Source organism: Bradyrhizobium jicamae (assembly GCF_018130695.1).
Classification (GTDB): domain Bacteria; phylum Pseudomonadota; class Alphaproteobacteria; order Rhizobiales; family Xanthobacteraceae; genus Bradyrhizobium; species Bradyrhizobium jicamae_B.
Genome location: NZ_JAFCJX010000012.1, coordinates 226338 through 247808, shown reverse-complemented (window position 1 = coordinate 247808; position 21471 = coordinate 226338). Strand labels below are relative to the sequence as shown.

At 58.5% G+C, this 21471-nt stretch carries 17 protein-coding genes; 9 read left to right on the top strand and 8 right to left on the bottom strand.

Annotated features, from left to right (window positions below):
* The first annotated feature begins 615 nt into the window (after window positions 1-615).
* Complete coding sequence (locus JQ604_RS19775; protein ID WP_212359966.1) at window positions 616-2340, top strand: tyrosine-type recombinase/integrase; 1725 nt, start codon at window positions 616-618, stop codon at window positions 2338-2340.
* 99 nt (window positions 2341-2439) lie between these two features.
* Here the strand turns inward: JQ604_RS19775 and JQ604_RS19770 are convergent, their stop codons facing one another.
* Together JQ604_RS19770 and JQ604_RS19765 are read right to left on the bottom strand one after the other, a co-directional pair.
* Window positions 2440-3477 carry a hypothetical protein gene (locus tag JQ604_RS19770; RefSeq protein ID WP_249158385.1) on the bottom strand — a complete coding sequence of 346 codons (1038 nt, stop codon included), beginning with the start codon at window positions 3475-3477 and terminating at the stop codon, window positions 2440-2442.
* A gap of 599 nt (window positions 3478-4076) precedes the next feature.
* Window positions 4077-6812, bottom strand: coding sequence for a LuxR C-terminal-related transcriptional regulator (locus tag JQ604_RS19765; protein ID WP_212359963.1), 2736 nt, complete (start codon window positions 6810-6812; stop codon window positions 4077-4079).
* Window positions 6813-6994: 182 nt separating this feature from the next.
* Here JQ604_RS19765 and JQ604_RS19760 point away from each other — a divergent pair, with 182 nt between their 5' ends.
* Entirely contained in the window at window positions 6995-8161 is a 1167-nt protein-coding gene (locus JQ604_RS19760) for an alpha/beta hydrolase (RefSeq protein WP_212359960.1), read from the top strand.
* A 277-nt stretch (window positions 8162-8438) separates the two neighbouring features.
* Here the strand turns inward: JQ604_RS19760 and JQ604_RS19755 are convergent, their stop codons facing one another.
* From JQ604_RS19755 to JQ604_RS19730, 6 genes are all read right to left on the bottom strand, one after another.
* Window positions 8439-9683 carry an acyl-CoA dehydrogenase gene (locus tag JQ604_RS19755; RefSeq protein ID WP_212359956.1) on the bottom strand — a complete coding sequence of 415 codons (1245 nt, stop codon included), beginning with the start codon at window positions 9681-9683 and terminating at the stop codon, window positions 8439-8441.
* Window positions 9684-9696: 13 nt separating this feature from the next.
* Window positions 9697-10824, bottom strand: a complete 1128-nt coding sequence (locus JQ604_RS19750; protein WP_212359952.1) for an acyl-CoA dehydrogenase family protein — start codon at window positions 10822-10824, stop codon at window positions 9697-9699.
* 200 nt (window positions 10825-11024) lie between these two features.
* Window positions 11025-12725 (bottom strand): class I adenylate-forming enzyme family protein, encoded by a 1701-nt coding sequence (locus tag JQ604_RS19745; RefSeq protein ID WP_212359949.1) that lies wholly within the window; start codon window positions 12723-12725, stop codon window positions 11025-11027.
* 131 nt (window positions 12726-12856) lie between these two features.
* The gene (locus JQ604_RS19740) at window positions 12857-14002 is read right to left on the bottom strand and encodes a thiolase C-terminal domain-containing protein (protein WP_212359946.1); all 1146 of its coding nucleotides are present in this window, start codon (window positions 14000-14002) and stop codon (window positions 12857-12859) included.
* Window positions 14003-14416: a Zn-ribbon domain-containing OB-fold protein gene (locus JQ604_RS19735; protein ID WP_212359943.1), complete on the bottom strand. Its 414-nt coding sequence runs from the start codon at window positions 14414-14416 to the stop codon at window positions 14003-14005.
* Between the two features lie 17 nt (window positions 14417-14433).
* The gene (locus tag JQ604_RS19730) at window positions 14434-15372 is read right to left on the bottom strand and encodes an SDR family NAD(P)-dependent oxidoreductase (RefSeq protein ID WP_212359940.1); all 939 of its coding nucleotides are present in this window, start codon (window positions 15370-15372) and stop codon (window positions 14434-14436) included.
* A 132-nt stretch (window positions 15373-15504) separates the two neighbouring features.
* Between JQ604_RS19730 and JQ604_RS19725 the strand changes: the two genes are divergently transcribed.
* The 7 genes from JQ604_RS19725 (at window position 15505) to JQ604_RS19695 (ending at window position 21431) form a co-directional block, all read left to right on the top strand.
* On the top strand, window positions 15505-16365 hold the full coding sequence (locus tag JQ604_RS19725; protein ID WP_212359936.1) for a MaoC family dehydratase: 861 nt from the start codon (window positions 15505-15507) through the stop codon (window positions 16363-16365).
* Between the two features lie 31 nt (window positions 16366-16396).
* On the top strand, window positions 16397-17020 hold the full coding sequence (locus JQ604_RS19720) for a TetR/AcrR family transcriptional regulator (RefSeq protein WP_212359933.1): 624 nt from the start codon (window positions 16397-16399) through the stop codon (window positions 17018-17020).
* 754 nt (window positions 17021-17774) lie between these two features.
* On the top strand, window positions 17775-18518 hold the full coding sequence (locus tag JQ604_RS19715) for a hypothetical protein (RefSeq protein ID WP_212359930.1): 744 nt from the start codon (window positions 17775-17777) through the stop codon (window positions 18516-18518).
* A gap of 47 nt (window positions 18519-18565) precedes the next feature.
* Entirely contained in the window at window positions 18566-18985 is a 420-nt protein-coding gene (locus JQ604_RS19710) for a cytochrome P450 (RefSeq protein ID WP_349631119.1), read from the top strand.
* Between the two features lie 44 nt (window positions 18986-19029).
* Entirely contained in the window at window positions 19030-20793 is a 1764-nt protein-coding gene (locus JQ604_RS19705) for an FAD-dependent monooxygenase (RefSeq protein ID WP_212359924.1), read from the top strand.
* Window positions 20794-20800: 7 nt separating this feature from the next.
* Window positions 20801-21013, top strand: a complete 213-nt coding sequence (locus JQ604_RS19700; protein ID WP_212359921.1) for a hypothetical protein — start codon at window positions 20801-20803, stop codon at window positions 21011-21013.
* A gap of 100 nt (window positions 21014-21113) precedes the next feature.
* Entirely contained in the window at window positions 21114-21431 is a 318-nt protein-coding gene (locus tag JQ604_RS19695; RefSeq protein WP_212359918.1) for a 2Fe-2S iron-sulfur cluster-binding protein, read from the top strand.
* The last annotated feature ends 40 nt before the right edge of the window (window positions 21432-21471 follow it).

Below are 21471 nucleotides of genomic sequence, written 5' to 3'. Positions count from 1 at the left end.
TGTGCACATGGCGCACGGGACCGCGGGTGCGGCGCGCACCCGGTCTTCCCTGCGCCCTCGCTACAGAGCGAGGGCGGAACGAAAAGCAAGACTCGGACAAAACATGTCGCGAGAATGCGGACGCATATTTCAATGTCATCCCCGCGAACGCGGGGATCCAGTACGCCGCGGCGCATCGGTTCAAGCGCGACGGCCTCTGGAATACTGGATCACCCGCATGCGCGGGTGATGACACCGTCAGGCTGTTTGACATGTGAAGAAACGCATCGTCGGCCCACTGGCGGAACCGTCAATCTGTGCGTCCAAAAGAAAGGAGATGGTAGCGAGAGAGGGAAACGCTGCCAGACCCGGCCATAGGAAAAATCCACTGATTTTTCAAAGCATTGGCTGATTTGGAGTAGCGGATTTGACGGTGTGACATCTCAACCGGATGTCTCACTTTCGGCCGCCTCCGGAAAGGCTGACGTGGCTCGTCCCTCCTACCTCGCCCGGCGTGGCGACGGTCGGTATTTCCTGCAGATTCGGTTGGGGAAACAGGCAGCAAGGCTCTTTGGGCTCCCCCTCCTCCGTGTCAGCCTCAGAACGGCGGACTTTGGCGAGGCCCGGAGACGACTGGTGGACAATCTCGGATGGGTACAGGAGCTGATCGAGGCTCCAGACCTGGAAGCTTTAGGCAACATGCTCGACGCCCGGCTGCATGCCTACGTCGGTCGTGGGTCACCGGCCGACGAGCGGCTTCTGGCCGAGCGCTGTGCGTTCGAGCATGAGGTCCGGCGCTTCCTCGCGAGGTCGCAGGAGCGCGGCTATGCCTATCCGATGCGGTTCCCTGAAATGCCGAGCCGGTGGGTCGACTTCGTCAACCAGAACAAGGCCGCCGAAAGCAAGGTTGCCCGCCTAAACGTACGCCGCTCCTACGAAGTCGGCCGCCGCGAGGCCAACGAGGCGGCCAGCGAAGGCTGGGCGCCCGAACCGAAAGCGGCCTCAACCGGCCGCCCGGACACTTTCGACCCAATCGCCATGATCGATCGTCTCGTTCAGGATGCGGTGGCCCAGCGTGTGGCTCAGCTGGTGCCGGCCAACGTCGCCCCGTTGGCGCCGGCCATCGTCCCGACCGCGCCCGCCAATCCGACGGAGCCACCCGGGCCCGAAGGTGCAGCTACGAGCTCATCCGAGCACATGTCCGCGCTGCTTCAGGAATTTCTGCGACCCGCCGGGCGCAAGCGCCAGCACAAGATGAAAGGTCGCGGAGAGGCCGAATCCGTCGTCCAGTTCGCGATCGACTTCTTGGGCGACCCACGGATGAACGAGCTCACTGTCGACAAGTGGAAGCGGCTCGACGAGGCGTTACCGGACATCCCGAACCGCGACAACATCCCGCGCGCGTTTTCCAAGACGCTGTTCGAACGCTACAAGTATGCGGAAACGAACGGCTGGTCCGAGCTCACGCGCCTCACCACGACCACGATCAAGAGCAGGTACTGGGGCGGCCTCAACAAATTCGTCGACTGGGCGATCCTGGAGAAGCACTACAGCGGCCCTCGCTACACTTTCGAGTGCATCGATCCGGAGAACCTCGCGCCCCTGCCGCGCGACGCGTTTGACGACGAGGAGCTGATCACGCTGCTGAAGCAGCCGCTGTTTACCGGCTGCAAGAACCGCGTGCACGTCTGGCAACCGGGCGGCTACTTCGTCCAATCGCACATCTACTGGGGCTTCCTGATCTGCATCTTGACCGGCATGCGTCCGGGCGAGGTAGGCCAACTCAGATGCGCCGACATCAGGACCGACGAGCAGTTCTTCTACTTCGACCTGCGGCCGTTTGACGCTCGCGGCGGACGCGTCGCGCTCCAGGATCTGCGCAACCTCAAGACCAACGCCGCCGGGCGCGTGATCCCGATCCATCCCCTGCTGATCGAATTGGGCCTCCTCGAACGGATGCAGGACCTGATGGACAAGGGCGAAGAGCGCCTGTTCCCTGAATGGGACGTGTACGTCAGGAAGGACGGCACGCAGCGCTGGTCTCAGCCGCTGAGCAAGTCCTGGCAATACGCGAAGAAGATTCTGAAGTCGAGCCGTGCCGACTTGACACTCTACAGCACGCGTCACCTCATGGCCGACTGGCTTGACAGCGACGGCATCGCGCAGCGAACTCGTGACCGCATCCTCGGCCACGCCAGTGACGTTCGCGGACGTTATGGGCGCAAGGGAATTCTTGATCCTCAAATCGCCGCGACGATCGAGGCACTCGAACCGCCAGTGATCAAGCGGATGAGAGAGATCTTGCTTGCCGCCAAGGCCCGCGCCAATACCGGTGGGCTCACTACGCTCAAGACGTACTGAACTCAAAGCCCGGCTCGTCGCGGATTGGTCTGGACGACGAGTATTGATAGTGACGTAGCGTAGCCAGCATCATTCACGTCCAGACCCGCCCTGAAACGATCAGAACTTAACAGTTGTGCCGGTATATACCGACGATCCGGTACAAGTGCCTCCAACGCACAGTGGATCGAGCGAATTGTCTGCCCCGGTGATATTCTTGCGATATTTGTAAGCCACCCAAACGTCGACAAAGTGTGAATATTTGTCACCCCAGGCCATCTTGCTCACATCGAGCGTCAACCGGACCGGCTCCGCAATAATCTCGGTCTTGGTCGTGGGAAATCCTGCAGCCGGGAGAAGACCAGCGGCATATCCGGTCCCCTTTGGCCCGATAACATAGCCGCGCCCGCTAATGGCCAGCGGTATAGATTCTGGTAGAAAGCCCAAATTCATGTAGTAATTCGCTTCGATCGTCCACGTCGGGTTAAAATCAAGATGCCCATAGGGAACACCTGGAAAACCCGGCGGAACGAATGGCGATCCCGGCGCTACAAGCGGGGATTCGTACCATGACAGGTGGACCATCGGAGCGATGTTGAAGAATCCCTTATAAGGCAAGTTGAAGGCGAATTGCAGTCCGGCGACGGCGTGCTGGGTCTGAAGCTGCAAAAAGTCGTTTACGGCCGCATACCCACCGCCGACTTCGAACGAGACGTTCCTCAAGGGGCCGACCGAAAAAGCCTTGGTATTAAAGATTTCGTTGAATCCTAACGTGCTCCGGATGAACGCGTAGGACTCCGTCGCTCCGTCACACGTCCCCGTTCCTGGCGCCAGGCAAGGATTCGCAGGGTGATTTTGGTCGAATTTGACGTACCCTACGTCGAGCGCGTTGGTGCCGTAAGCCCAAGCATCGAAGTGAGTAAAAGCAATTACTTGCCGATTGGTTTTGGTATTTGTACCCGGACGACCGAAACCTGTAGATGGAGTGTCGAAATCATAAGCGTAGGTCAGTCGATTGTCGTTTATGAGAAAGAACGGAGCATCGACGAATTTCACAGGAGCGGTCTTGGTCGGCAAGTCCGCTGCGCACGCGATATTGATCGCACCGAGAGTCGCGATGGACGTCATCGCTATTGCTTTGCTGTAGCCTTTCATCATGAAAGCCCCCCATGAACATAACAATCTTTGTGATGGATCGCCTGTAGGCTCCTTCCGCAGCGGGTCCCGCCGGAGGACTAGACGAACTATTTATTTGATGGGGGGCAGTCATGACGAGAAGACCCGCCACTGAGCCTTGGATTGGCCCTCAATCATCTTCCCCCCTCGCTGTTAGTTAGGGAGGTTGATAAGATCTCTTGTCTAAGCTGTCTTCGTCTAAACCGACGATTTGACGTTCCGCCGAGCTCCCTTTCCTTGAGCCTTTTTTGGAGTTATGAGGCGAGCGACCTGAACGCAGCCGACGTAACCGGCGCCGATCGACATCGTCGTCCGCAGCTAGATCGGTGCCGTTGCGTGGACCGGCGTCTTCGCCCTCTGCGGCCTGCTCGATAAGGCGGCAAGAAGCTTTGTTTCGACGAAACGGAGGTTGCCTACGCGCTCGCGCGGAGCTGACCCAGCCCTACTTCCCGACCTATTGCCGCGTGAACGGTGAGGTGGCGTAGAGCGCCTCCTGCCTGGGAGAATGTCGGTGTTAAAGCCCGCCCGCATCGAGACGAATGTAGAATGTCATTGCCATCCTTCCCGACCCTGATCGAGTCTCAGCCGATCATACCGAGGCGGCGTGCAATCGCGACCGCCTGGGCTCTGCTGCGAGCATCGAGTTTGGCATTGATGTTGCGCAAATGGGTACGCACGGTGCTATCGGAAACAAAAAGCTTTTTTGCGATTACCTTGTTGGAGTAGCCGCCCTCCGTTAATAGACGCAACACTCGCATCTCCTTACAGGTCAACGGCTCCAGCGGGGCGTTCGGAGATTGTGCTTCGACGACTTCAGCTTCGGTCAATACGGGACCGAAGGCCAGTAACAATCGTCGCAGGTATTCTGTGAACCTCGGATCACGGCAGGCGCCACCGTTGGCTCGATAAGCTGATTCAAATAGCTTGAGCAACCGGCCTGCGTGAAAGCCTTCGTCCAAGATCAGCCGGACGAAGCCTTCGCCGCAGGCCACCTTCAGTACCTGCTGCATTGTTGCAACTGCCGCAGAAGCATTTCCGGCGCGATATTGTCCGATACCGAGTATCAGAAGGAGCTTGAGTGCACGGCGATCGCGCGAAGCCGCTTTAGCATCACTGATCGCCCGCTCAAGTCGGGTCAGGACTTCCTGCGGCTTGCCCGCTAGGACTGCCCACCGCAACTGACCGAGCTCCATATCTTCGAGATCGTTGGCCGGGAGGCGTAGCCGCCCGACGCGTTGCCAGACTTCGCGGTCATTCGCTCGGTCTAGTTCGTCCTTGGCAGCTTGCTCGTAACCCTGCAGCAACCTTACGCGCGCCCGCTCTAGTTTCGAGCTCGCCACGACGCGAGGCAACTGTCGCTGACGACCGATGTATTCGAGCTCGGCCAGATGTTCGAAGGCTTGATCGACATCCCCGCTACTAAAGGCGATGCGTGACAGCATGACATGGCCGAGGATCATTTGGTCGGCCGCGCCAATTTTCCCGATCAGAGGCATGTAGACCCGCAGAAGTTGGGTGGCGCGCTGCAGGTCGTTACCTTCGTAAAGGGTTTCAGCGTACAACACACCAGACCAAGCTGTACCCTTTGCAATCGTGGCCACGCGGAAACGGGCGGTGGCCTCACGCAAGCGTCCCGCACGTAGGTCGCTGATCGCGTCCACGGTCTCCGAGTACATCATGTTCAACGCACTTACTGATTCGCCTTGGGTGCGGCGAGCTGCTTCAAGCAAGCGCTTCGCTTCTTTCTCTTCCCCTAGTACCGACAGGACGGCTGCCATCGAATTGGCCAGCAGCGCATCGGCGAGCGGGACTGAGGTTGGCAGCATGGACAGGGCCTCGCGTCCAACTTTATTGGCGTCCTCATAACGATCCATCGCTGCCAAAAGAACCGGGCGTAGCGCACGGATATAAGGGAGCACTTGTTCGTCCCGCGACGCCTCAAGGTCAGAGCTTTGTAACAGTTCCATGCCCCGATGAGGGCCCCAGGTCCCGGTCCTCGCCCAAATTTCAACGACCCGCAGCATCGGCTTGTCACGTAGCGCGCCAGCAGGTAGCGCTGAGAACCACCGTGACAACAGTCGCACCCGCCCTTCGGACAGCAGCGACGTTGCGTGGCGCTCCAAAAGGTGAATTGCGTGTTCGAAGTCACCGCTTTCAATATTGTGATCGATCGCTGGCACCGGCCGTTGCTGCGCTTCGTACCAGCTCGCTGCCAAGCAGTGCAAACGCGGCGGCTCTTCGGGCAGCTCCAACACTAGTTGTGCCCGCAGGAAGTCCGAAAAGAGGCTATGGTAGCGGTAGGTCCGCTCTTCGCCTTCAATCGGCGTAACGAAAACGCTCGCGGACTCGAGTTGCCGTAGCATCACCGCGCTGTTCTCTTCCGGCAGCAACGCGTTGCACAACGGGGCACTCAGATACTTGAGAACGCTCGTGCGCAACAGGAACTCCCTCACGTTCGTCGATTGCTTGGCCAGAATCTCTTCGACCAGATAGTCCGTTAGCGAACGATCCGATCCAGAAAAGCGTCTGATAAAGTCCCGATGAGCGGGGTGATGCTCTAGAGCGGCCGAAGCCAGCGATAGTGCGGTCACCCAGCCGTCCGTCTTCTGCTGCAGCCCTGACAGATCGTCCAGGGTCAAGGCCGTATGCCGGTGACGAGCAAAGAACTCTGTAGTCTCTTCGATCGAAAAGCGTAGGCTTGAAGCTTCGATTTCCAGCAAGTGCCCATGAGCACGCAGGCGGCCCAGGCCAAGATCCGGCAGGCCGCGCGAACCGATTACCAACTGCCCATGGCGAGGCAGATTCTCTAGTACTTGGCGAACCAGCGCCAATACAGCGGGTGTCTCGACGTGCTCGAACTGATCGAGGAACAAGGTATACGGTTCGACGCGGTTCGATAGGCGCTCCACAAGATCGAGCGCCAGTTCCGCGACGGCTCGGGACCTAGCGACGGCGTTGCGCGCGGCGGAAAGAGTCGCGCGACCGTCAAGTGGGATGTCTTCCACCGCAGCATCGAGACGGTCAACAAAGCGCGAGATATCATTGTCTGCGCCATCGAGCGTCAACCATGCCGTGGTGATACCCCGCTCTCTTAGCCGGCGCCGGTGCTGCAGCATCGCGGTCGTCTTGCCAAAACCTGCCGGCGCACGAAACAGAATGACCTTGGCCGACGAGCCGTCTATCAGCGCGCCGATCCCCATGCGAAGCACTTGCGGCGGTGCTCGGAAGGTGCGTCCGACCTCGGAGCCCTCGGATCTTTTGTCGCGAGGCGATGATTTCGCTCTCACCTTCGAATTCGCGACGATAGCGACACTCATCCGACTCCCCCCGGTGCAGCGATCACTGTGTATGCAAAATATCATCACAACTATACTAAAGATGCAATAGATAAGCTAAAAGAGTATATTATTCAATGAATTACTTTTCTTCTTGAGGAATTTAATATATTTGCATACATTACGCGTGAGTTTGCCGGCGCTCCGCAAAAGCCTGCGTCGCAATGAATCTGAGCAGCGCGATCGAAACATCGCACGCCCGAACTGGTTTCCTGATGATCAGCAATCTTCTCACCTTGGAAGTCAAACAAGGGGCTCAAATGGAAAGCCAAAGCGGCATCCAGATGAGCAATCCGCGCATCTACGGTCGATGGGAAGATCCTGAGCCGGCACGCCGTGTCGCCTATCTCGTGATCCATCCCACTAACAATTTCATGGGCCATTACTTGTTGGAGCCGCTTCGACAGCGCGGGCGTGCGATCTTGGCACTCAATACGCGCTATCTCGGTAATGACTCTATGTTGCTGATGGAACGCGCTATTCAGGATCTCGGAGCGGGGGTGCGCTTTCTACGCCAGCAGGGCTTTCACAAAGTGGTTCTGATCGGCAACTCAGGTGGCGGCTCTCTCGTTTCATTCTATCAACAGCAAGCCGAGAGACTTACGATCAGCACCACACCTGACGGACGTCGGATCGATCTGCATCCCGATGACTTTCCTCCGGCCGATGCGGTCGCTTTGCTTTGCGCTCATTTGGGGCGAGCAAGAACTCTCGCGGACATGATTGATCCCGCAGTTCTCGATGAACACGACCCGGCAAAGACGGATCCGGATTTTGATATGTTTGATGTACGCCATGGTCCCCCATACGACGAGGACTGGCTCATCCGTTACCGTACGGCGCAACAGGCACGCGTTCGTCGAATTGCGCAATGCGCGGTGAACGCCATTGCATCTTTCGATACCGATCCTTCTAACGTGAATGATCAGGCACTCCTGGTGCATCGAACAATGGCCGACCCCCGCAATCTTGACCTCACGATAGATTCCAACGACCGTGCAGTTGGCTCGATCTGGGGCAATCCTCAAACAATAAACCGCGGCCCTAACGGGACGGCACGTTGGTCGACCTTTCGTTCGTTTCTGAGCCAGTGGAGCTTGGATCACAGTCGCGCGGATGGCCCGGCATGCCTCGCCGAGACCTCAGTACCGGTGTTGAACATGGATTATACGGCGGATCAGATTGTGTTTCCGTCCGGAATTGCAGCTTACTCTAGGGCTGCCTCTGGGCGCTGTACTGACGTCAAGATCCGCAACGTGGGTCACTACCCACAGGGAAACGATCAGGCCGTCAAGGAGATCGCAGAAAAATTGGTCGAATGGGGCGGCTGAACGGACAGCACCGGCCGCGCAGCTGCGCGTCGCCATTTGAATTTCTATTCCGGTCGCGGGTGAGCGCCGCAACCAAATCGATAGCGCAAGGACATCGCGGCATCCGGTCTCGCCAAAACCATCGACGCCGAGGCCAAGCGGCGCGCGCTCGAGAACGAATAAGAAGGAGAACGAAGTGTCCGACAAAACCGAGGCGGCGAGTTCGCTACTGCTCGATATCAGCGGCGCCCGCGCCACGAGCAGCGTTTCACGCTGCACCGCGCCCGGGACACGAGGATCATCGGCCCTTGGTCGGAATCTTGTTGAACGGCACGTCCTTGTCGACCCTGATGTCGCCAGGTAAGCCAAGCACGCGCTCGGCGATGATGTTGCGCAGGATCTCGTCGGTACCGCCGGCGATGCGCATTGACGGCGAAGTCAGCAGCATCTGCTGGAACTGACCGTTGACGATCTCCTCGTCAGCGCTGGTCAACGCACCGGCCGCGCCTTCTAGGTCCATTGCATAGCTCGCAATGTCCTGCAGCATCGCGCCCAAGACCAGCTTGCCGATCGAATTCTCCGGTCCCGGGCGCTCGCCATTAGACAGCGCCGAGATCGCGCGCATCGAGGTGTACTTCAGCCCGCTCGCCTTCACCGCATAATTCGCAAGTCTGGAACGAACGCTGCGATCCTGGATCGCGGGGCCATCCTCCAGCATCAGGCTGTTGCAGAAATCGAACAGCTCGGGGAAACCGGTGGAGACGCCGGCGCCGATCGACATGCGCTCGTTCATCAGCGTGGTCAGCGAGACATTCCAGCCGTCATTGACGGCGCCGAGCCGCTGCGAGTCCGGAATCGTCACGTCGGCAAAATAGACCTCGTTGAAGTCAGACGCGCCGCTGGCCTGCTTGATCGGCCTGATCTCGACGCCCGGGCTCTTCATATCCAGGAAGAACATGGTGAGGCCCTTGTGTTTTGCGACGGCCGGATCGGTGCGGGTCAGCAGGATGCCGTAGTCCGAATAATGCGCACCCGAAGTCCAGATCTTCTGGCCGTTGATGATCCAGTTATCGCCCCGCTTCTCGGCGCGGGTGCGCAGCCCCGCGATGTCGGAGCCGCCGGCGGGCTCGGAAAACAACTGGCACCAGACCTTCTCGCCCGAGGCCAGCGGCGGCAGGTATTTCTTCTTCTCCGCCTCGCCGGCGAACGCCATGATGGTCGGGCCGCACATGCCGTGGCCGATGAAGAACATGCCGGAGAGTTTGCCGAACGGGCCTTCCTCCTGCTGCCAGATCACGCACTCGATCGACGAAGACCCGCGGCCGCCATATTCCTTCGGCCAGTGCAGGCAGGCCCAGCCGGCATCGGCTTTTTTCTTCTGCCAGGCCTTTGCGACCTCGAGGATGTTGACGTTCTTCAGCACGGTACCGCCGAGCGAGGATTTGCGCAGCTCTTCCTCGTACTGTTTCGGCGCGTTGGCCGCGATCCAGGCCCTCGCCTCGGCGCGGAACGCGGCCTCCTGCGGGGTATCGTCGAAGTTCATGCTTGAAGTGTCCTTACGCCGCGTTCTTCTTGCGCATGCGGTCGATCAGCTGGCGCTCCCAATAGGAGAGACTGCCGAGTGCCACTGCAGTCGCATTGGCGCGGCGGTAGTATATGTGGCAGTCCGACTCCCAGGTGAAACCCATGCCGCCATGGACCTGGATGTTGTTCTTGGAGCAATGCTGGAACGCCTGAGTCGCGCTGATGCGGGCGGCAGCCGCCGCTTCCGGAAAATCGGCAGCGTTGGTCGAGAGCGCCCAGGCGCTGTAATAGCAGTTCGAACGTGCAAGCGTTGCCGAGACATACATGTCGGCGAGGATGTGTTTCACAGCCTGGAACGAGCCGATCGGACGGCCGAAGGCGATACGGTCGAGCGCGTAATCGCGACCCATCTCCAGCGCGCGGTCGGAGCCGCCGAGCTGCTCGAAGGCCATTAGGACGGCAGCGCGATCCAGCACCTGCGTGAGGATGCCCCAGCCTTCGCCGGCAGCACCGAGCGGCTCGGCCTTGGCATTCTTGAAGGTCAACTCGGCCTGGCCGTGGGTCGGATCGATGTTGGTCAGCGCCCGCGCCTCGACGCCACCGGCCTTGAGATCGACCAAGGAAAGCGAGATATCGGCGTCGCGTCTGGTCGACCCGGTACGCGCAGCGACGACCGCGAAATCGGCGATGGCGCCATCCGGCACCGGTTTCTTGACACCGTTGAGCGTGCCGCCAGATGCCTGCAGCTTGATGCCCTGCGGCGCCGGATTGCCCTTGCCCTCGAACAGCGCCAGCGTGCCGATCGCTTCACCGGCGGCGATCTTCGGCAGCCATTTCTGCTTCTGCGCGTCAGAGCCCGCCAGGAGCAACGCCTCGGCCGCGAGATATACCGTCGAAGAAAACCGCACAGGCGCCAGCGCGCGGCCCATTTCCTCGGCGATCACGCAAAGTTCGAGATGACCGGCGCCGGCGCCGCCGAATTCTTCCGGGATCGCGACGCCGAGAAACCCCATCTCGGCGAGGCCCGCCCACAAGGCCTTGTCGTGGGTCGCCTTGCCGTCCAGCACCTCACGTACCGCTTTCGGCGGACATTTTTCGGCGAGAGATTGTCTCGCCGCGTCGCGCATCTGCTTTTGTTCGTCGGAGAAATCGAAATTCATGGCGTGTCACTCGGGAAACGACGACGCGTGTCGTGCGGGTTGCGCTGCAGGCGTTCGAAATAGGAGCGCACGGTCAGAGATCTGCCTGCCGTCCAGCACCCTCGCTGCGAAGCCACTGGCCGCCGGATCGCGAACGATTGGGTCTGCTCGGTGAATTCAGAATTCATGTCGGATCAACTCCCGTCGGTCAATTCAGACCATCAAGTGCCATCGACCAGCCCGGCGCGCAGCGTGCGTTTCAGGATTTTTCCGTTGGCATTCCGGGGAAGCGGCGCGTTTGCCAGATGGACTTCGACAGGCACCTTGAACTTCGCCAACCCTCGCGAAACGTGCGCCAGCAATTCCTCCTCGCTCGCGCTCGCGGCGGTTCTCAGATAAACGGTTGCTACCGGCACTTCTCCAAGAACCGGGTGCGGGATGCCGTAGACAGCCGCCTCCTCGACGTCGGGATGGCTGCAGAGCGCTTGCTCGACCTCTATGCAGTAGATGTTCTCCCCGCCGCGAATGACCATGTCCTTCTTGCGATCGTCGATGTAGAGCCGCCCCTCTTCATCGAGATGCACCAAATCGCCGGTTCGCAGCCAACCGCCCGCAAACGCTTCCTCGGTCTGCTCGGGACGGTTGATGTAGCCTTTGACAAGTGTCGGGCTGCGCAGAAGCAATTCGCCGATCTCGCCAGCGGCAACATCGTCGCCTTGGTCGTTGACTATCCTGATCTCGCAAATTGGGATCGGACGTCCGCAACTGCTAGGATGGTCAATATATTCTCCGCCGGCCGACAATGTTGCGATCTGCGTGCATTCGGTCTGGCCATAACCTGTTCCGATCGCAGCTTGCGGCATGACCGCGCGCAGACGTGCCGGCAAGTTGACGGGTGGCAACGCAGCGCCGACAAGCACCGACCGGACCGTCACCAGCTTTCCGTTGGCCTGTTCTCGCTCGACCAAATCGAGCAACTGGATATAGTTGGCTGGCACCGCGGCCAGGTGAGTAATCCGTTCCCGCACGATAAGCTCAAGCGCTTGCGCGCCATCCCAGCGGGGCAACATCACCAACCTGCCACCGCCGAACATTGTGAAGATCAAGCCGCTCTGGCATCCACCGGCATGGAACAGCGGCACGGTCAGCAGAACGCTGTCATCCGTGCCGTCGAGGCTAGTGCTGTCGATGGCTTGCCCCTTCGCCAGCCTGTCGACCGCAGTGAGAAAGCGGGTGCTGATGGCGTTATTGCAGCTTGCGGCGTGCGAGCCGAGCGCCCCCTTCGGATTGCCCGTCGTTCCGGATGTATAAAGGATGGTCGCGTCATCGTCTGAATTCACTTCGACGTCGGGCAATTCCTCGGCCGCGCCGTTGATCAGTCGCGACCACGGGACGGCGTCATCCACCGCGCCCCCTTCTTTGCGGACGACCACGACCGCTTCCAAGCCAAGAGCCGGAAGAAACTCCGACAAGCGCTCCAGCCGCTCTTCGTCGGCAATCAAGACCCGGCTGCCACTGTCAGCCAAGCAGTAGCCCATTTCGGCTCCGGTCATCCACGCGTTGATCGACACCGAAACTGCGCCGATGGAAACGATGGCCCAAAAGGCAATCGACCATTCGGGGAGATTTCGCATCGCGATCGCTACGCGATCCCCCTTTCGAATACCATAGATGTCGCGCAGCGCCACCGCGCATCGCGCCACCAGACGGTAGTGATCGGCGTAGCTTAACCGCTCGTCCTCGAGGACTATGAACGGCTTGTTTCCACGCGCGCGGCTGCTTTCAAAGATGATCCGAAGAGTCGATGGCGCGCGCTTCCAGCTGAGAAGTTCCTGATCCCCAAAACGTTTCAATGCGACTTCAAAGGGCGCCCCCTGGGCGGTCAGACGTGCACAAATGTCGCCATAATCATTGGCTCGCATCGACATCCTCCCAACGGGCTTTTTCTAATTGACCATCCCATCGACGGCTGATCCGATTTGGACCGGTGCGCCGTCGCCCTATCCGGCTATCCGACCACTAAATCATGCACGCACGTTGGTCGTGATTGGCCTCACAACGAGCGCTCGTTCGTGAAAACGATCGTACTGCTCGCGGAGAACCAGCCGCCGACGCCGTGAGCTACCGATATTTTCGCACCCTCCACCTGGGCGGGCGCGACGCCGCGCATCTGGCGTATCGATTCCTGCAGCACAAACATTCCGTACATGCCCGAATGGGCATAACTGAGCCCGCCACCGTTGGTGTTGGTCGGCAATCGCCCGCCAGGCGCGGTGTGCCGTTCCGCAATGAACGCCGCCGCCTCGCCCGGTCGGCAAAAGCCCAGATCCTCCAGGCCGTAGAACGGAAGATGCGCAAACGCGTCATAGATCATCAGGTGATCGACATCCGCGTGACTTATGCCAGCCTGCTCGAACGCCAGCCGGCCCGAGACGCGAAACGCGCTCGACGTGGTGAAGTCAGCCATTTGACTGATCATCGTCGTCTCGGCACTCTCCCCCGCGCCGGCGATATAGACAGGTCGTTCGAAATCCGTCGCACGATCCGCCGAGGTCAATATGATCGCGCCGCCACCGTCCGAGACGAGACAGCACATCAACAAGCGGAACGGATAGGATATCATCCGGGACTCAAGCACGTTCCCGATGGAAATCGGGTCCTTGGCTGTCGCGCGCGGATTGCGGGCAGCCCACTCCCGCTGGATCACCGGCACTAAGGCGAGCTGCTCTTCGGTCACACCGTAGCGCTGCATGTAGCGCAGCATTGGTACCGTGAAGATCGTCGGCGCCCAGACAGCGCCAAAGGGAGCTTCGAACTGCCCCTCGAGCGATCCCGCAACTGGGATCGGCAACGGCGTCGTCGCAATCCCCGATTTGCCGCTTTCACCGTGGGTGATGAGAACCGTTCTGCACAGACCAACTTTGATCGCCGCCATCGCATGCCGGACATGCATCAGGAAGGAACAGCCGCCGACCCCAGTCCCGTCGACCCAGGTTGGCGTGATCCCGAGATACCCGCATAGCGCGATGGGGGATTCGTGCGCCGTCGCGACGCCGTCGATATCTGACGCGCTCAGCCCAGCATCCGCCAGCGCGTTGAGTGCAGCGTCGGCATGCAGCCCGATTTGGGATAGATGCGGGATTCGTCCCATGTCGGTCGTCTCGGCAGCGCCGACGACGGCGATCGAATGGCCCATCATTCAGTCTCCCGTCACCGGCGTGAAGAACGGCAGAGTAATCGTGTCCGATTGTTGCGCGAAGACCACCGTCAGCGGCATGTCGAGACGAAGCGCATCTTGCGTCTGCTCGCAGCCGACGATGTTCGTCATCATGCGCGGCCCCTCGTCCAGTTCGACCACGGCGATTGCATAGGGCGGAGCGAAACCTGGCGCGGGCCGATGGCTGATCACATAGCTGTACAAGGTTGCCCGCCCGCTGGCGCGAAACCATTCCGTGTTGCGGCTGCCGCATCGGGGACAGAATCTGCGCGGCGGGAAATAGGCCTTGCCGCAACCATCCGCGCAACGTTGCAAGTGGAGTTCGTTTTTCCTCGCGGCCTCCCAGAACGGCAATGTTTCGGGGGTCGGTTCGGGAAGTGGGCGTGACTGCGGCATGGCGCTCTCGATCTGGATCAGCGCGGAGCTAGAACTTCGGAAAGCGGCGTAAATGCCCTTTCATGCCCCCTAGCGAGCGTGGCCGCGTTCGCGTCGAGCGCGTCGAGCGTCCACTGTTGCCCGTTGTTCGTGATCGTGCTCGCGATGCGCCAGCCGTCGTAACGGCGCACTGTGTCGCCATCGATGCTGTAGATCGTTCCCGAAGGCGCCGGGCAATCTTCGGCGGCGAGCCAGGAGACGAATTTGGCGACATTCTCCGGGTTAAAGTAGTCGAATTCGCCCGGACCGACTTCGCGGACGAGGTGCGCCGCTCCCGGGGAGTTCAGCGTTAGTCGCGTGCGCGCGTTGGGCGCAATCGCATAGGCCCTCACACCGAGTCGATCATTGAGTTCGAGGTGATTGAGATAAGCCATGGTCGCAATGGCTGATTTCGCGGTCGAGTAATTCGTCTGGCCGATATTGCCGTGCAGTCCGGCGATGCTACTCGTCTGGATCACCACGCTATCGCGGCGACCGCTCTTCGCGCGGTCACGCCAATAGGTGGCGGCATGGCTCGTTGTGCAGAAATGGCCGCGCAGATGGACCCGAATGACTTCATCCCATTCCTCGACGCTCATGTTCACGAGCATGCGATCCCGCAGAATCCCTGCATTGTTGACGAGGATGTCGAGACTGCCGAAGGTGTCCACCGCCAGATCGACCATCTGCTTTGCCGCATCGAAATCCGCGACATCGCTGTGGTCGATAATGGCTTCTCCGCCGCCCGCGCGGATGGCCGCCACCACTTCCGCAGCCGGATCACTTTCCTCCTGGCCACCATTCAATCCGACACCCAGATCATTGATGACGATCTTGGCACCATGGCGCGCCATGCTAAGCGCATAGGCAGCGCCGAGCCCCCTACCCGCCCCTGTGATCAGCGCAACTCTGCCTTCAAGTCGTCGGGCCACGCCCATTTGCTTTCTCCCATAATGGCGCGGCATCGATGCGATCCGCCAAAAGTGAAAGTGATTTCAGTTTCATTATTGTTGCCTCCGGTTGTTGTCAAGGGTAGAAGGCAGTGTCCGGCAGGGACGGAGGAGATGCCGATGCCACTCGAATATACGCGCCTGATCACTACGCCTTTTTCGGACCAAGTCCGGACCTATGCGGTGCGCGACGCCATGCTATACGCGCTCAGCGTCGGACTCGGCTCGGACCCTCTCGATCCTCGGCAACTTGCTTATGTCTATGAGCGCAACCTGCGCGCCTTTCCTTCGATGGCGCATGTCCTCGGTATGGAAATCGACTGGTTGTTTGACCCCGCCAACGGCATCGATCTTGCGCACATGCTCCACATCGAGAGCGGCCTCACCCAAGTCCGTCCCCTGCCGGCCGAAGGCAGCGTCAAAAGCCGGATGGCAATCAAGGAAATCCTGGACAGGGGCGTAGAGAAAGGCGCGGTCCTCAGCTTCGAACGGAGCCTACGCGACGCAAAAACGGATGACCTTCTCGCCATCGTCACGGGCAAATTTCTGCTTCGCGCCAATGGCGGGTTCGGCGGCCAAACCGGCCGCGCTCTGCCGCCAGCGGAAATTCCCGAGCGAGAGCCGGACTTTCTCTGCGAACTGCCAACCCTGCCGCAAAGCGCTCTGCTTTACCGCCTCAACAACGACCCAAATCCGCTGCACGCCGATCCTGAAGTCGCGCGCCAAGCAGGATTCAGCCGCCCCATCCTACATGGCGCCTGCACTTATGCCGTCGCCTGCCACGCTTTCATTCGGACGATCACCGGCTATGACGGGGCAAAGTTGCGCCGCTTCGACGTCCGCTTCAGCGCCCCCGTGTTACCTGGCGATACCATCCGCACTGCATTCTGGAAACTCGATGACAATCGATATGCGTTTACTGCTCACGCGATCGAACGCGACGTTCTAGTCCTCACAAATGGTCTAGCCGAACATTGTTGAGAGCAGTCGGAAATTGGGGTACGGCTTCACCATGGCCAACCTCATTGCAGCAAGGCGCAGCAGTCGTCGCAAGTCGGAAGTCACGCGCGCGCGGCTGTTAGAAGCAGCGCGGATCGTGTTCAGCCGCGATCACTTCCAGAACGCTCGCATCACCGACATTTGCAGCGAAGCGGGCAAGGCCGTTGGCGTTTTCTACCGGTACTTTTCCGATAAGCAGGAAATCTTCTTTGCATGTGTCGACGAGTTTTTTAGCGATCTTCTCGCTGATAGCCCTAAAGCAGCGGAATTCGAAAAGGACGCAAGCGCAGCAATAAGAGCGTCCACAGAGCTCTATTGGTCCAAATATCAGCAATATTACGGGGTCGTAGCCAGTCTTTTCGAGATAGGCATGATCAATCCCGAAATCGCCGCGCTATGGCGGCAGGTTCGTGAAAACGGCATTAAACGCTTCGCGTTCCGCATTCGCAAACAGCAAGCCCTCGGCAAATGCGCCACGCTTGATGCCGAGATCGCAGCATCGGCCCTGATGAGCATGCTCGAATTCAGCTGCTACAACTGGAACTCGCAACGACTAGATTTTCCAGAACGGTCAATCCCCGATCAAGCGGCAATCGAAAATCTATTCGTTCTGATCCGCAACGCCCTGGAGCTTTGACCTTTGCGGCAACCCTTCAAGCACGCCTGCCCGATGCGCCCAAATCACGCCAATCATCGCGACCGCTGAGAGCCGGCGACAGCCGCCTATCGTAAATGGTGACAATCTCTAGCATCGACGACGTGATCCAGACCACGAGCGCAACGGCACCGCGTTGGGCTGCGCCAGCCGCGGGAATTTCTCGCGCGCGCTTTAGCAGCTTCGCCTGGTCAGGAACGTTACGTTCTTGGGCTTGACCGTGGACAAACGATCGACCGCCGGCCGCTGCCGGAAGAACTCCTCGCCGCAGAAGTGCTGGTCGTAGGGTTCTCGCCCCACCGTTCGCAGAAAACTTCGTCCGATTGCTTGAGCATCCCCGCCCCGGCGTCAACCGCTTCGCGGCCGGCGCCCGGGATGTCTTCGGGCCGATCGTCTTCCCATCAGCGAAGCCGCAAGGCCCGCGCGATTGCCCTCGTGGATCCATTTCGGTGATTGGCCCTAAAAATCCGAAGCAAGGCGATCTCATGTATGCAAACTGAATTGCATATTGACCTCACCATCTACAAAATTAGCAACTGACAGAATTTGCATACAGCGCATATGGCTTTATATCTCACTCTAATTACTATTATTTTACTACGCTAAAATATCTATCTCGTTTTTATGTATGCAATTCTATTGCTGTCGTGTCCGGAACGGCGTATGAAAGAGCCCGCCGCACCCCGCTGCTCTACCGAGCCGGAGGTTGAGCTCAATGATTTCAAGGGAGGAGAGGGTGATCGAACAACCATCTATTGATCGGCTGCCGGTGATCGACAGAGATCCATTCGACCGCGACGTCATTCGAGAACCATACTCTTTCTATGATGATTTGAGAGAAGCTGGTCCGATCTTCTGGTTATCGCAGTACGGCACCTATGGTGTCGCCAGATACGATCAAACGAGGGCCGTATTCGATGACCCTGTGAGATTTCCTTCTTCGGGAGGCGCTAGTCTCTCAGACATAAGAAGTCGCGGCTCCTGGCGCGTTCCTAGCCCAATCATCGAAGTCGATCCGCCGGTTCATACGCAAACCCGAGCGGTCCTAACGGAAATTCTTTCACCCAAGATCACGCGAACTTGGAAAGAGAAATTTGAGAGCGACGCGGACGTTCTCGTCGAAGCTCTGCTCGCGAAGCGCACATCGTTTGATGCGATGAGCGATCTCGTGGAACCATTCGTTTTCAAGGTTGGGCCAGAGGCGCTGGGTGTTATTCCCGACGTGGATAAGCTTCGGATTATTGGACATCACAATTTCAATACATTGGGTCCAAAGAACGACCTCTACGACCAGAGTCTTGTCGAAGCTTCTAAGGTAGCTCAGTGGTACGAGGCTCAGCAGGAACGTAAGGCGATGCTGCCGAACGGCTTCGGCGAGCTGATCTATGAGGCCGAGGAGGCTGGAAGATTGCCTGAAGGAAGTTCGGCTGGGCTACTTCGGTCTTTCTTGCGGGGGGGATGGACACGACAATTAGCGTGATCTGCAGCTCCCTCCGCTTCCTAGCGGAGAATCCCGATCAGTGGGCCATGGTCAAGAGTGATGCGGGACTTCTGAAAAATGCCTTTGAAGAGGCGCACCGATTGGAATCATCAGCCCGTACGCTCTTTCGCACGACTACGACGCATGAAATCGAATTCGAAGGGCGCAAGTTAGCTCCCAATATCAAGGTTCAATTGTTTCCAGGCTGCGCCAATCGCGACCAGCGTAAGTGGGACAGGCCGGATGCGTTCGATCTGCATCGAAAGCAATCAGCGCTCCCCTTGGGTTTCGGATCAGGTATTCATCGATGTATCGGGCAAATGATCGCACGGTTCGAGGCAGATGCGTTGCTCAATGCTTTGGTGAAGCGAATTCGGTCGTTGTCGCTTCGTGAGCAACCAACAATCAGGCTAAACAATTGTCTGCGGACATACGACAAAGTTCCGTTAGACGTCGAGCTCGCATAACAGCAGGAAACTGACGTCTTTGCTCAATACGTGAAGCAATCACCATGTACACTCCGAACACAACTCCTCATAAATCGAGCTATTTCGATTATGAGATCTATCCCTTTGTTCGACCAAGTGAGATGGACAATCCAGGTGCGCAAGAATCGCATCCGATTGCTATCGTTGGCGCGGGCCCGATCGGCCTGATCTTTGCAATCCAGTTGGCTGCTTTCGGCATAAAGAGCATCGTCGTCGATGCCAAAGCTCAGGTGAGCGGTGGCAGTCGCGCCGCCGCGCTCACGAGACGATCCATGGAGATCGTTGAGCAAGCCGGCGTCGCAAGAGAGTTTCTCCGAGATGCGATCCTGTGGAACAAGGGGCGGAGTTATTATCGCGGCCGCATTGTACACGAACTTGAAATACCTGTTGTTAGCGATGACAAGTTTTCACCCCTGACAAATATTCCGCAGTGTTTCATGGAAAAAATACTCGTGGAACGCGCTCTTGCAGTCGGAGTAGACCTGCGATTTCAAACCAAGTTAGTCGAACTCGAATTTGATGATCCAGGAGGCGTCAACCTGCTTCTTGATACGCCCGCAGGAGAGTACGCACTGAAAGCAGACTGGTTGGTGGCGTGCGATGGCGCTCGCTCTGCTGTTCGAAAACTTCAGAATTTGCGATTTGAGGGAAATTCGTTCGAGGATCGGTTCATCATCGGTGATATTCGCATCGAGCTTGATGCACCGCCGGGCCGTCGTTGCTATTTTGATACCCCATGGCTGCCCGGTCGCACCGTGATCATGCACATGCTTCATCCAAACATCTGGCGGTTAGACTATCAGGTGCCGAACGACGTTTCGGACGATGAAGCGCTCGATCCAAAGCGATTTCGGGCGCAGATGCAGGCTCATCTGGATTACATTGGCATCGCCCAGCCGTGGGAGGTTGAGTGGGTAACCCTCTACAAGCCGAATGCATTGACCCTCAGCAAGTATAATCACGGTCGGGTTATATATGCTGGGGATGCCGCGCATCTCTTACCGGTTTTCGGCGTGCGCGGAATGAACACCGGCGTTCAAGATGCGATAAATTTGGCGTGGAAACTCGCATTCGTCATTCGGGGGCAGGCTGCTCCCAAAATAGTCGATACTTATACGTCTGAGCGCTTAGCCGACGCCCAACAAATCTGTCAGGAAGCTTCGCGCAGTACGCGTATGGTCGCTCCGCCCACGCGGGGCTTCAAACTTATGCAGCATGCAATTCTTTCGTTGTCGCTTGATCATGAATTTGCGCGTGGTTTGTTGCACTGGAGAACTTCTCGCCCGATTGACTACGCCGATAGCGTGCTATCGATAATTGACGAGACTGATTGTGAGTTTAACGCGGGCCCGAGCTCGGGAGCTCCCGCTCTAAATGCGCGAACCAACCCAAGCACCCCTGAAACACCATTCCTCTTCGACAGCTTATCGTCGGCATTTAACGTGGTGCTCTTCGGTTCGGATGAGACGCTTTGGTCCAACGCCCGACAGGACGTCTTTGAGTTAAAGGCATCTGGTCTTCCGATCAGGCTTCTAGCGGTCATCGATTCAGATAGCGAAGCGCCGACGGGTGCAGATGCCGTGATCCACGACGTAGAAGGCAACGTCGCACGACGGTGGGGTGCATCGCAGTCGGCGCTTTATCTTCTGCGACCCGACCAACACGTGGCGAGCCGGTGGACCGCTAACTCAAAACGGCGTGTGAAGGATGTGATTCGAACAATTCTGTCAGTTGGCGATCTTGCTGACGTTCAGGCGACGGCGGCTAATGCATCTTGTCTTCAATGAGATCAACATGAGTGCACTTGCTTTCGGCGACCTCGAGCAATTTTACGACGAATTGGCACAGGCCATCGACGCGGCTGGACCGCAAGGGGAGCAGCTGTTTCTGGCTAAGTTGGTCGTGCTCATGGCGAGCGAGTGGGGCACTCTTCCGCGATTGCTACAGATGGTGGCGGCTTGCCTAAACGAATCGCCGCCGCCCGACACGTCGGGCCACCTGTTCTGAAGCTGTTTCACGACGGGCAAGCGGGGATCCCGCCGTCCGCTATTACTAGGCACGTCGGCGCAATCGCCGTGTAAGCCGCTTAGCCAACCGGGAGTAGTTGATGGTGACCATTTACGTAATGACGCGATCTGGCGAGCGCCACGAGATTGATGCGGAGCTCGGAGTCAGCCTCATGCATTCGATCAGAAACGCCGGAATCCACGAAATTGAGGCACTGTGTGGTGGAAGCTGTTCCTGCGCCACTTGCCACGTTTTTGTGGAGCCACAGTATTCAGAGAGATTGCCGGCGATCGGTCAAGACGAGGACGGCCTCTTGGATGCGTCAGATTCCCGAGCCGCAAATTCACGACTGTCGTGTCAAATAATTATCCAGGACGATCACGATCGGATGTCCGTAGAAATTGCGCCGGAAGACTGAGCTGCGAAAGACGAATAAAGTCGATCATGACCCTACCTTC

Excerpts from the sequence above, each read along its gene's own strand:
- JQ604_RS19740 (WP_212359946.1), bottom strand. The coding sequence starts at position 14,002 with ATGATGGGCCATTCGATCGCCGTCGTCGGCGCTGCCGAGACGACCGAC.
- JQ604_RS19705 (WP_212359924.1), top strand. The coding sequence starts at position 19,030 with ATGTACACTCCGAACACAACTCCTCATAAATCGAGCTATTTCGATTAT.
- JQ604_RS19765 (WP_212359963.1), bottom strand. The coding sequence starts at position 6,812 with ATGAGTGTCGCTATCGTCGCGAATTCGAAGGTGAGAGCGAAATCATCG.
- JQ604_RS19755 (WP_212359956.1), bottom strand. The coding sequence starts at position 9,683 with ATGAACTTCGACGATACCCCGCAGGAGGCCGCGTTCCGCGCCGAGGCG.
- JQ604_RS19760 (WP_212359960.1), top strand. The coding sequence starts at position 6,995 with ATGAATCTGAGCAGCGCGATCGAAACATCGCACGCCCGAACTGGTTTC.
- JQ604_RS19745 (WP_212359949.1), bottom strand. The coding sequence starts at position 12,725 with ATGCGAGCCAATGATTATGGCGACATTTGTGCACGTCTGACCGCCCAG.
- JQ604_RS19725 (WP_212359936.1), top strand. The coding sequence starts at position 15,505 with ATGCCACTCGAATATACGCGCCTGATCACTACGCCTTTTTCGGACCAA.
- JQ604_RS19750 (WP_212359952.1), bottom strand. The coding sequence starts at position 10,824 with ATGAATTTCGATTTCTCCGACGAACAAAAGCAGATGCGCGACGCGGCG.
- JQ604_RS19695 (WP_212359918.1), top strand. The coding sequence starts at position 21,114 with ATGGTGACCATTTACGTAATGACGCGATCTGGCGAGCGCCACGAGATT.
- JQ604_RS19730 (WP_212359940.1), bottom strand. The coding sequence starts at position 15,372 with ATGGGCGTGGCCCGACGACTTGAAGGCAGAGTTGCGCTGATCACAGGG.
- JQ604_RS19735 (WP_212359943.1), bottom strand. The coding sequence starts at position 14,416 with ATGCCGCAGTCACGCCCACTTCCCGAACCGACCCCCGAAACATTGCCG.
- JQ604_RS19720 (WP_212359933.1), top strand. The coding sequence starts at position 16,397 with ATGGCCAACCTCATTGCAGCAAGGCGCAGCAGTCGTCGCAAGTCGGAA.
- JQ604_RS19700 (WP_212359921.1), top strand. The coding sequence starts at position 20,801 with ATGAGTGCACTTGCTTTCGGCGACCTCGAGCAATTTTACGACGAATTG.
- JQ604_RS19770 (WP_249158385.1), bottom strand. The coding sequence starts at position 3,477 with ATGATGAAAGGCTACAGCAAAGCAATAGCGATGACGTCCATCGCGACT.
- JQ604_RS19710 (WP_349631119.1), top strand. The coding sequence starts at position 18,566 with ATGGTCAAGAGTGATGCGGGACTTCTGAAAAATGCCTTTGAAGAGGCG.